Here is an 11,902-nt window from a genome sequence, read left to right as displayed (position 1 = left end):
ATAAAAACCCTTTTCTAAACTTTAGAAAAGGGTTTTTTAGTTAATCCTTAATAGTAGAATCTCCAGCAAGCAAATAATTAATTTCACTTAAAAATTCAAACTCATGTAAAGGAATTAGCTCAACGATAGTTTCCAAAATAAGACTCACATTTATCGCTCCATTTTTGTTAGTCTCGGAAGTTTTATGAGCGTCTTGCTCTAAAGCTAGAATGCAAAGTTTTAACAGATCAACTATGGCATAACCCAATTCGGCATAGTTCAAAAAACTTATTTGAGCAACATTTGTTTTTGTTTGATCATTTACGGGTTTTAAAGTTCGAAAATATAAAGATGTTAGTTTTTTCAGTTTGTCTGAATTTTTAATTTCATTCGCTTCCATTGTAAGATTTTTTTTAAACAAAAGTAATATTAAATTTTAACATGACATATATGTCGTGTTGTTTTTTGACACAGTTTGATAGATTTGATTTGTGGAAAAGAATAAATACGAGTTAGAAATTGTTAGATTAGGTATATTAATCAAAGAACTCAGACAAAAAGAAAGCATTACACAAGAACAATTATCAACATTGTGCAATGTTGATGTGCGGACTATTCAACGAATTGAAAAAGGAGAACAAAATATTTCCATCAGTTTGCTTTTTTCAATAGCTGATGCATTGAAGATAGAGTCGGCAGCTTTAATCAGTAAAATATTTTTAGAAAATTCATAACTAAAATTATTATTTCCTAAGTCCCAGCGGGACGAAATATTTATAGAAAAGATATTATATCCCATCCAAAAGCCCCAGCGGGGTGATATGTCGCTCCTCTGGAGCTTTTTCTTTTATTATAATTTCTCTACTATAAATATTATGCTCCTTTGAGGCATTCTTAATGGTTATAAAAAAATGAAAAAACTCCACTAGGAGTTTCTGGTTGGTAAACGTTAAAAAATCTAAATTTCTTCAAAAAACAATTCTAAACAAATTCATTCTTTACACTATAAATTTGAAAATCTTAATTTTTGTGTATTATATTTAAAATGAATTAGTTATGTTTTAAAAAATCGATTTCGCTGTAGATCGTGTTTGTTTTTGTTTTAACTTTATAAACCTAAAAATTTTTCATTATGACTGTAGATCAAATACTTAAAGCAAAAGGAAGAAATGTATATTCTATTGTCTCCAATTTAACGGTTTATGATGCGTTAAAAGTTATGGGAGAAAAAAACATTGGAGCAATTTTAATTATTGATGATAACGTTTTAAAAGGAATATTATCTGAAAGAGATTATGCCAGAAAAATTGTTCTGAAGGATAAATCTTCTAAAGAAACTTTTGTTCATGAGATTATGGAAAGTAATGTTTTTACAGTAAAACTTTCAGATAATCTTGAAGATTGTATGGAACTTATGAGCGAAAAAAGAATAAGACACTTGCCTGTTCTCGAAGACGGAATCGTAGTTGGAATCATTTCAATCAGCGATGTAGTGAAGGCAATTATAGAAATTCAAAAAGATACGATCAACCATTTGAATTCTTATATTTCTCAATAAAGCACACCTAAAAACGATAAAAATTCAAACGAGTCCAATTTCTATTGGACTTTTTTATTTATTCGAATAGATTTTAGAAAAAGAAAATGCTAAAAAGATGCCATTTTAAAACAAGACTTATATCTTTGTAAGCTAGAATAAATGCTAAAAAAATGAACAAAGAGAGTAAAAGAAGAGAAGCGTTACTGTACCATGCAGAACCAACTCCAGGAAAAATTCAAGTAGTTCCAACAAAAAAATATGCAACCCAGAGAGACTTATCATTGGCTTATTCGCCAGGAGTTGCAGAACCATGTTTAGAAATCGCGACAAATAAAGAAGACGTTTATAAATATACAGCAAAAGGAAATTTAGTAGCCGTAATTTCTAACGGTACAGCTGTTTTAGGACTTGGAAATATTGGTCCAGAAGCAGGAAAACCTGTAATGGAAGGAAAAGGTTTATTGTTTAAAATTTTCTCAGACATTGATGTTTTTGATATAGAAATCGATACCGAAAATGTTGAAGAATTCATTCAGACTGTAAAAAATATTGCACCAACCTTTGGAGGAATCAATCTGGAGGACATCAAAGCTCCAGAATCTTTTGAGATAGAAAGAAGACTAATCGAAGAATTGGATATTCCAGTAATGCACGACGACCAGCACGGAACGGCAATTATCTCTTCTGCGACTTTAATCAATGCACTTGAATTGGCAGGTAAAAAAGCAGAAGATGTAAAAGTAGTAGTTTCTGGTGCAGGATCGGCAGCGATTGCATGTACAGATTTATATGTTTTACTTGGAGTAAAAGTTGAAAATGTTTTAATGTACAATAGTAAAGGACTTTTAACTAAAGATAATCCTGCACTTTCAGATTTACAATTAAAATATGCAATTGACGGAGCTAAAATTCCTTTGGAAGAGGCAGTAAAAGGCGCTGATGTTTTCATCGGATTATCTTCTGGAGACATTTTATCGCCAGAAATGTTATTAACAATGGCAAACAATCCGATTGTATTTGCAATGGCAAATCCAAATCCGGAAATCGACTATAATTTGGCTGTAGAAACTCGTAAAGATGTTATTATGGCTACTGGACGTTCAGATTTTCCTAATCAGGTAAATAACGTTTTAGGTTTTCCTTATATCTTTAGAGGAGCACTAGACGTAAGAGCGACAAAAATCAATGAAGAAATGAAAATGGCGGCTGTAAAAGCTTTAGCTATTTTGGCAAAAGAACCAGTTCCAGAGCAAGTAAACGTAGCTTACGGTGCAATGAAACTTGGATTTGGACAAGAATATATCATTCCTAAACCTTTCGATCCTAGATTGATTACTGTTGTAGCTCCTGCAGTTGCAAAAGCGAGCAATGGAATCTGGAGTGGCAAAAAATCCTATTACAGACTGGGCAGCTTATGAAGATCATCTTCGTGAGCGTATGGGTAACGACAATAAAATGGTGCGTTTGATTACAAACCGAGCGAAATTAAATCCGAAGAAAATTGTTTTTGCTGAAGCAGATCAATTAAACGTTTTAAAAGCGACTCAAATTGTTTACGAAGACGGAATCGGATTCCCAGTTTTACTAGGAAACAAAGAGCAGATTTTAGATTTAAAAGCAGAATTAGGTTTTGATGCCGATTTAGAAATTATCGATCCAAAAACTGATGAGGAAGCCGTAAGACGTAACAAGTTTGCAAAATCATTCTGGGAAGCTAGAGGAAGAAGAGGTGTTTCTAAATTAGACGCTGAAAAATTCATGCGCGAAAGAAACTATTTTGCGAGCAATGATGGTTAACGAAGGAGAGGCAGATGCAGTAGTAACGGGATATTCTAGAAGTTATCCTTCAGTAGTTAAGCCAATGCTTCAGTTAATAGAAAAAGCACCTAATGCTTCTTTAGTGGCAACTGCAAACATGATGCTTACTTCTCGTGGGCCAATGTTCTTATCAGATACAGCAATAAACATTAATCCATCTGCACAAGATTTGATTAATATTGCTATTATGACTGCAAAAACAGCAAAAATGTTTGGAATTGAGCCAGTTATAGCAATGGTTTCGTTCTCAAATTTTGGGTCTTCAACTAGCGAAAGTACTTCAAAAGTTAGAGAAGCTGTAGCTTACTTGCACAAAAACCATCCAGAGTTAATTGTTGATGGAGAAATTCAAGCAGATTTTGCTTTAAATCCAGAAATGCTTCAAGAGAAATTCCCATTTTCTAAATTAGCAGGAAAAAAAGTAAATACATTGGTTTTCCCTAATTTAGAATCAGCAAATATCACTTACAAATTGTTAAAAGAATTGTATAAAGTGAATTCAATTGGTCCAATCATGATGGGTATGGGTAAACCAGTTCACATTTTCCAATTAGGCGCTAGCGTTGAAGAAATGGTTAATATGGTCTGCTATTGCTGTTATTGATGCACAAGAAAAAGAAAGTAAAAAGAATAAAATAGCACAATAAACGTTCTAGCAAGGATTGAACAAATTTGTCGTAGTTTTATGGCATTTTTGTTATATTTGATACTAAGAAATTACATTTATGATAGCACATTTGCAGGGAAGATTAGTAGAAAAGAATCCTACAGAAGTAGTAATTGATTGTGGAGGAGTTGGTTATCAGGTAAATATATCGCTACATACCTTCTCCTTAATTCCAAATTCTGAAAATATAAAATTGTATACGCATCTTCAAATTAAAGAAGATGCGCATACTTTATATGGTTTCGCCGAAAAATCTGAGCGAGAAATTTTTAGAATGTTGCTTTCTGTTTCAGGAATTGGAGCAGGAATTGCAAGAACAATGCTTTCGTCAATAGAACCAAAGCAAATTATAAACGCCATCGCATCTGGAGATGTGGGCGTAATCCAGTCTATAAAAGGGATTGGAAACAAAACAGCACAAAGAGTTATACTTGATTTAAAGGAAAAAGTTGTTAAATTGTACGATATTGACGAAGTTTTTGCTGTCCAAAACAATAGAAATCGAGATGAAGCGTTATCTGCTCTAGAAGTATTAGGTTTTGTTCGAAAAGCTTCTGAAAAAGTGGTAGAAAGAATTGTCAAAGAAGATCCTGAAGCTACCGTTGAAACAATTATCAAAAAGGCCTTAAAAAGCTTATAAATTTCATTTCATATAAAAGAATTCTATGCGTAAAATTTGTATTTTGTTGCTGGTATTGCTCTGCGGTAATGTTTTGCGTGCACAGATTACACCACCGGCACAAGATACAACTAAAACTCAGTTTTCGGTTGGTAAGATTGAGATTGGAGATCCTCCAACTGTGCTTTCTGCCTACAGGTACGATCCTATTACAGATCGTTATATCTACACCAACTCAGTAGATGGTTTCTCTATCAATTACCCTTTAATTTTAACTCCAAAAGAATATGAAGATTTAGTTCTAAAAGAATCCAGAAGAGATTACTTTAGAAAAAAATCTGATGCTATTGACGGTAAAAAAAATGGAGCTGAGGCAGCCAAAAAGATTTGTTGCCAAGATATTACATCAATTCAAGTTTATTTGAAAGTATTTTTGGCGACAATACTATAGATGTAAAGCCCACAGGATCAGTAGAAATGGACTTGGGTATGCGTTACACTAAACAAGACAACCCTTCATTCTCTCCAAGAAATAGATCTAGTTTAACTTTTGATTTTGATCAAAGGATCAGTATGAGTTTAATGGGGAAAGTGGGAACTCGTTTGGAAGTAAATGCCAACTATGATACACAATCGACATTTGCTTTTCAGAATTTATTTAAACTTGCTTACACACCTTCAGAAGATGATATTGTTCAGAAAGTTGAGGTAGGTAATGTGAGCATGCCTTTAAATAGTACCTTAATTCGAGGTGCACAAAGTTTATTTGGTGTAAAGGCTCAGCCGCAATTTGGTAAGACAACTGTTACAGGAGTTTTCTCAGAACAAAAGTCTCAGACTAAAAGTATAGTCGCAGAAGGTGGAGGAACAGTCCAAAACTTTGATTTATTTGCATTAGATTATGATAATGATCGACATTTCTTCTTATCGCAATACTTTAGAAATAAATACGACGCTTCTCTTAAAAATTATCCATTAATTGATAGCCGTGTTCAAGTTACAAGAATCGAAGTATGGGTTACCAATAAGCAAAATAGAGTAAGTACATCAAATAACAATTTAAGAAATATTATTGCGCTTCAGGATTTAGGAGAAGGGCAAGTTTCTGGTGTTCCAGATAATCAAGTTGTTGTAATTACAGATCCAGTTGGCTTTTTTAATAATCCTATAGATTCTCCAACTGATAATACGAATAACAAATATGATCCTGCAGCTATTGGAAAAGGTGGAAGTTATTTAAATTCTAATATTAGAGAAATTGTAACAGCAAAATCTGGATTTAATAACGCCAATACAAACGAGGGAACTGATTATTCTATTCTAGAGAATGCGAGAAAATTAACTACAAATGAATTTACTTTTAATGCACAATTGGGTTACATTTCATTACAGCAAGCTGTTTGGCTAACGATGAAATTTTAGCAGTTGCATTTGAATATACTGTTGGAGGAAAAACATACCAAGTAGGAGAGTTCGGTAGTGATGGTGTAGATGCAACTGTAGTTACAGGAAACAACAGTTCTAATCAAGCAATCGTAACACAAAGTTTGGTTTTGAAAATGCTGAAAAGTAGTTTGACAAATGTTCAAAATCCAGTTTGGAACTTGATGATGAAAAACGTTTATCAAATTCCTCAAGCTTATCAAATCAAACAAGAAGATTTTAGACTTAATATTCTATATACCGATCCTTCGCCAATAAATTATATTACGCCTGTTCAAGGAACTCTTTTTCCAGATGATGATCCTACAAACCCTAATCCAAGTAATTATTATATTACTAAAACACCATTATTAAATGTTTTTAACTTAGATCAGTTAAACTATACTAATGACCCGCAAAAGGGAGGAGATGGTTTCTTCGATTATGTTCCGGGAGTAACTGTTGATGTACAGAATGCAAGAATTATTTTTACAACTAAAGAGCCTTTTGGTGAGCTTTTGTTTAAAAAATTACAAACTACAAATTCTGGAGAAAGCTATAATGATCCAACTACATACAACGCGAATCAAAAGAAGTATGTATTTAGAAACATGTATAGGAATACCCAAGCTGGTGCACTGCAGGATAGTGATAAAAACAAATTCTTATTGCGAGGAAAATATAAATCTTCTGGAAGTAATGGTATTCCTATTGGAGCATTCAACGTTCCGCAAGGGTCTGTTGTTGTAACCGCAGCAGGACGTGTTCTTGTAGAAGGTATTGATTATAGTGTGGATTATCAATTAGGAAGAGTACAGATATTAGATCCTTCGCTTCAAGCTTCAAATACTCCAATTGAGGTTTCTTTAGAAAACAATTCAATCTTTGGTCAGCAAACCAGAAGGTTTATGGGATTTAATATCGAACATAAAATTTCTGAAAAATTTGTTGTTGGAGGTACTTTCTTAAAAATGACAGAACGTCCTTTTACTCAAAAATCAAGTTATGGGCAAGAATCTGTAAATAATACTATTTTTGGTTTTAACGGAAATTATTCAACCGAAGTTCCGTTTTTGACAAGATTGGCCAATAAACTGCCAAATATAGATACAGATGTTCCTTCTAATCTTTCTATTCGTGGAGAAGTCGCATTTTTGAAACCAAATGCTCCAAAGGCAAGTGATTTTGAAGGAGAAGCTACTATTTATATTGATGATTTTGAAGGTACTCAGACCACAATTGATATGAGATCTGCTTATGCATGGAGTTTGGCTTCAACACCATTTATTAATTCTGCTACAGATAATACTTTTAATGCCAACTCAAATACGCTAGAGTATGGCTATAAGCGTGCTAAATTGTCGTGGTATAGTATCGATCCGATTTTCTATACTTCAAAACCATCTGGAGTTTCAAACGATGATTTATCTTTAAATACAACAAGAAGAATTTATAGTAAAGAACTTTATCCAAATACAGATATTGCACAAGGACAAATTCAGGTTATTAATACGCTAGATTTAACATACTATCCATCAGATAGAGGACCTTATAACAATAATCCTAATTTTAGTTCTAGTCCCGCTTCAGCCAATTTTGGAGGAATTATGCGTGCACTAAACTCTACAAACTTTGAGCAAGGAAATGTCGAATACATTCAGTTTTGGGTGCTTGATCCTTATGTTGGAACAGGGCAGGCTCAGGGAAATAATAATGGAAAAATTTATTTCAATTTAGGAGAGGTTTCTGAAGACGTTCTTAAAGATGGAAGAAAGCAATATGAAAATGGTTTAGGTCCAGATCAGGTAATGGTTAATCCACAGCCAATTTGGGGAGATGTACCTGCTTCTCAGTCTTTAATTTATGCTTTTGATACCAATGCAGATAATCGTAAAAATCAAGATGTTGGTTTAGACGGTTTGCCAGATGCAAGAGAAGGGTCAATTTATACTAATTATGCGGGAGAGGCAGATCCTGCAGCGGACAACTATAAATATTTTCTAAATACAGAAGGAGGAGTATTACAACGTTATAAGCAATATAACGGAACTGAAGGAAACTCTGCTGTAAGTATTGATGATCCAAACCGTGGGTCGACAACTCTTCCAGATGTTGAAGATATCAATCGTGATAATACCATGAGTACAATCAATGCTTATTATGAATATAGTATTGATGTAAGACCAGGTATGCAGGTTGGAGAAAATTATATTACAGATATTAGAGATGTTCAAAATGTAGACCTTCCAAACGGAAGCACAACTAATGCAAGATGGATTCAGTTTAAAATTCCTGTTTCAAAACCTCAAAACACTATTGGAAATATTACCGATTTTAGATCGATTCGTTTCATGCGTATGTTTATGACTGGATTTAATGATCAAATGACGGTTCGTTTCGGAGCTTTAGATTTAGTTAGAGGAGAATGGAGAAAGTATACAGGAACATTAGACGCAAACGATACAAATCCTGATGATGATGGAACTCAATTTGATGTTGCCGCTGTAAATATTCAGGAAAATGGAACAAAATGTCCTGTAAATTATGTTATTCCACCAGGTGTTCAGAGAGAGCAGTTGTACAATAACAATACAATTATCAACCAAAATGAGCAATCTTTAGCATTGCGAATAGGAGGCGGAGGATTAGAATATCAAGATTCTAGAGCAGTTTTCAAAAATGTAAGTGTTGACATGCGTCAATATAAAAAATTAAAAATGTTCCTTCACGCGGAATCACTTCCAAATGAAACGCAACTTTTAGATGACGAGATGATCGGATTTATTCGTTTTGGTAACGATTTTACCCAGAACTTTTATCAAATCGAGATTCCGTTAAAAGTAACAAGAACAGGCGGATCTTGTACAATTAGTCCAGATCAGGTTTGGCTTGAAGAAAACAATATTGATGTTGCTCTGTCATTATTGACAAGAATGAAGGTTCTAGGAATGAATATCGATATTAATTCTCCAAAAAGAGATATAAATGGTATTTATTATCCTGACCGAGATCCTGATGTAGAAGGAGGTGACCAAGATGGAAAGTTAACTTTAGGTATTAAAGGAAATCCGAATTTTGGTTTGGTTCGAAATTTAATGGTCGGAGTAAAAAGTGCGACAAACCATAAAGATATTATGGGAGAGGTTTGGTTTAACGAACTTCGTATGTCTGATTTGGAAAATAAAGGAGGTATGGCAAGCATTGTTGAATGTTGATACCAATATGGCCGATTTGATGACATTGTCTGCTTCTGGTAAAAAGAGTACAATTGGTTTCGGTTCTCTTGAACAAGGAGCCAATGAAAGAGATCGTGAAGATATTCAGCAGTACAACATCGTAACAAACATAAATTTAGGAAAACTGCTTCCTCCAAAATGGGGTATTAATCTTCCATTTAATTACGCAATTGGAGAAGAGGTTATAACGCCAGAATACGATCCTTTTAATCAGGATATCAAGTTAGATCAATTGATTAAAGAAACTACAGATCCGGCAGAAAAAGAAAATATTAGAACGCGAGCAATAGATTATACTAAGCGTAAAAGCATCAACTTTATTGGTGTAAGAAAGGATAGAGCACCAGAACAGAAACCGCATGTTTATGATGTAGAAAACTTCACGTTCTCTCAATCTTATAATCAAGTAGAACGACATGATTATGAAGTTGCTAATTATGAAGATCAGCAGTCTAATACTTCTGTTAATTATGCTTATACTTTCCAACCTAAAGAAGTGGTTCCGTTTAAGCAAACCAAATTCATGAAAACAAGTGATTATTGGAAATTGTTAAGTGACTTTAATATTAATTATCTTCCTTCGAATGTTTCATTTAATACTAATATTTTAAGACAGAGCAACAGTCAGCAATATAGACAAGTTGAAGAAGGTATTGGACTAGATCCGCTATATAGAAGAAACTTTGCGTTTAATTACCAATATGGTTTTGGATTTAATTTGACAAAATCATTAAAATTAAACTATACAGCAGCGTCTAATAATATTGTAAGAAACTTTTTGAACGACGATAATACGCCAAAACAGGATTTTAATATTTGGGACGATTATTTTGATATTGGTATACCAAACCAGCATTTGCGACAATTGGTTTTAAATTATGATATTCCAATTAATAAAATTCCAATATTTAGTTTTGTAAAAGCGACTTATTCTTATACGGCAGATTACAACTGGCAAAGATCTTCAACGGCACTTTCTCAATATGTCGATGATAATGGAGTATCATGGGATTTAGGAAATACAGTGCAAAATGCGAATTCGAATACATTGTCAACAACATTAAATATGAATACGCTGTATAAATATTTAGGATTGACGCCAGGAGGAAAACCAGCAAAACCTAAGCCTGTGGCACCACCAAAACCAGGTGAGAAAATTGTAAATACAGCTAAACCAGTTACGAGTAGTAATCCTTTTTATGATGGTTTGATTGGAGTTTTGACCAGTATTAAAAATGTTCAAATTAACTATACTAAAAATAGTGGTACAGTTTTACCAGGTTATATTCCGGAGTAGGTTTCTTTGGCACATCTAAACCTTCGTTAGGATTCGTATTTGGTAGTCAGGATGATGTGCGTTTTGAAGCGACTAAAAACGGATGGTTGACTAGTTATCAAAACTTCAACCAAAACTTTACACAGGTAAGTAATAAACTTTTGAAAGTAACGGCCAATGTAGATTTATTGCCTGATTTGAAAGTTGATTTGGCTATGGATCGTGCTTATTCTGAAAATTCATCAGAACAATATAGTGTAGATCAAAATACAGGCGAGTATATGCCATTGTCACCATACAGTTACGGAATGTTTTCTATTTCTACAGTTTTGATTAAGACGGCTTTTTCAACAAGTACAGAAACAGAATCAGCGGCGTTTGATGATTTTAGAAGCAATCGTTTAGTTATTGCAAATCGTTTGGCAGAACAACATTATGGTGGAGCAGAAATTCCTAGGTACGGAGATGTAAATAATCCAATTCCTGATGAATCAGATCCGAATTATAAAATTTATGTAGCCAATGAAGGTTATCCTATTGGTTTTTCAAAAAGTAATCAAGCTGTATTATTGCCTTCATTCATGGCGGCTTATACAGGGAAAGACGCTTCAAGCAGTTCGACAAGTATTTTTAGAAGTTTCCCTATTCCGAACTGGAATGTAAAATATAATGGTTTAATGCGTTATAAGTATTTCAAAGACCATTTCAGACGTTTTTCGTTACAGCATAATTATAGAGCATCTTACACCATTAGCCAGTTTAGATCAAATTTTGATTATTTAGAAAATCCAAACGGTCAGGATGTAAACACGAATTTCTTTAATAAAACAATCATGTCTAACGTCAATTTAGTAGAACAGTTTAGTCCTCTTATTCGAGTTGATTTTGAGTTGAAAAACTCATTCCGTTTATTAACAGAAGTTAAAAAAGACCGTGCTTTGTCTATGAGTTTCGATAATAATTTATTGACAGAAGTAAGAGGAGTAGAATATGTTGTAGGGCTAGGGTATCGCTTTAAAGATGTAATTATTTCGTCGAGATTAGCAGATAATCCTACTGGAATTATTAAAAGTGATATCAACATAAAAGCTGATTTTTCATATAGAAATAATGAAACTTTGGTTCGATATTTAGATTACGATAATAATCAGTTGGCAGCGGGACAGAATATCTGGACTCTAAAATTAACGGCCGATTATGCTTTCAGTAAAAACTTAACAGCAATATTCTATTATGATCATTCGTTCTCGAAAGCAGTTATTTCGACTTCTTTCCCTTTAACGAATATCAGATCAGGTTTCACACTTCGTTATAATTTCGGAAATTAAATTTTAGTTTCTAAACT

At 33.4% G+C, this 11,902-nt stretch carries 4 protein-coding genes and 2 pseudogenes; 5 read left to right on the top strand and 1 reads right to left on the bottom strand.

The window, feature by feature from the left end:
• Positions 1-40: 40 nt before the first annotated feature.
• Positions 41-379 (bottom strand): hypothetical protein, encoded by a 339-nt coding sequence (locus P5P87_RS12945; RefSeq protein WP_278019562.1) that lies wholly within the window; start codon positions 377-379, stop codon positions 41-43.
• 91 nt (positions 380-470) lie between these two features.
• On the opposite strand from P5P87_RS12945, the gene P5P87_RS12940 reads away from it, so the two are divergent.
• The 5 genes and pseudogenes from P5P87_RS12940 to sov all read left to right on the top strand — a co-directional run bounded on the left by P5P87_RS12940 (position 471) and on the right by sov (position 11,885).
• Positions 471-713, top strand: coding sequence for a helix-turn-helix domain-containing protein (locus P5P87_RS12940; RefSeq protein WP_278019561.1), 243 nt, complete (start codon positions 471-473; stop codon positions 711-713).
• Positions 714-1,111: 398 nt separating this feature from the next.
• A complete protein-coding gene (locus P5P87_RS12935) occupies positions 1,112-1,537 on the top strand; it encodes a CBS domain-containing protein (RefSeq protein ID WP_198854486.1) in 426 nt (141 codons plus the stop codon).
• 152 nt (positions 1,538-1,689) lie between these two features.
• Positions 1,690-3,984, top strand: a pseudogene (locus tag P5P87_RS12930) (NADP-dependent malic enzyme).
• Between the two features lie 78 nt (positions 3,985-4,062).
• Entirely contained in the window at positions 4,063-4,644 is a 582-nt protein-coding gene (gene ruvA / locus P5P87_RS12925) for a Holliday junction branch migration protein RuvA (protein ID WP_095927916.1), read from the top strand.
• Between the two features lie 25 nt (positions 4,645-4,669).
• Positions 4,670-11,885, top strand: a pseudogene (gene sov / locus P5P87_RS12920) (T9SS outer membrane translocon Sov/SprA).
• The last annotated feature ends 17 nt before the right edge of the window (positions 11,886-11,902 follow it).

Source organism: Flavobacterium ginsengisoli, from assembly GCF_029625315.1.
Classification (GTDB): Bacteria; Bacteroidota; Bacteroidia; order Flavobacteriales; family Flavobacteriaceae; genus Flavobacterium; species Flavobacterium ginsengisoli.
This window is presented reverse-complemented; position numbering and strand designations above follow the sequence as displayed.

Excerpts from the sequence above, each read along its gene's own strand:
- P5P87_RS12945 (WP_278019562.1), bottom strand. The coding sequence starts at position 379 with ATGGAAGCGAATGAAATTAAAAATTCAGACAAACTGAAAAAACTAACA.
- P5P87_RS12935 (WP_198854486.1), top strand. The coding sequence starts at position 1,112 with ATGACTGTAGATCAAATACTTAAAGCAAAAGGAAGAAATGTATATTCT.
- ruvA (WP_095927916.1), top strand. The coding sequence starts at position 4,063 with ATGATAGCACATTTGCAGGGAAGATTAGTAGAAAAGAATCCTACAGAA.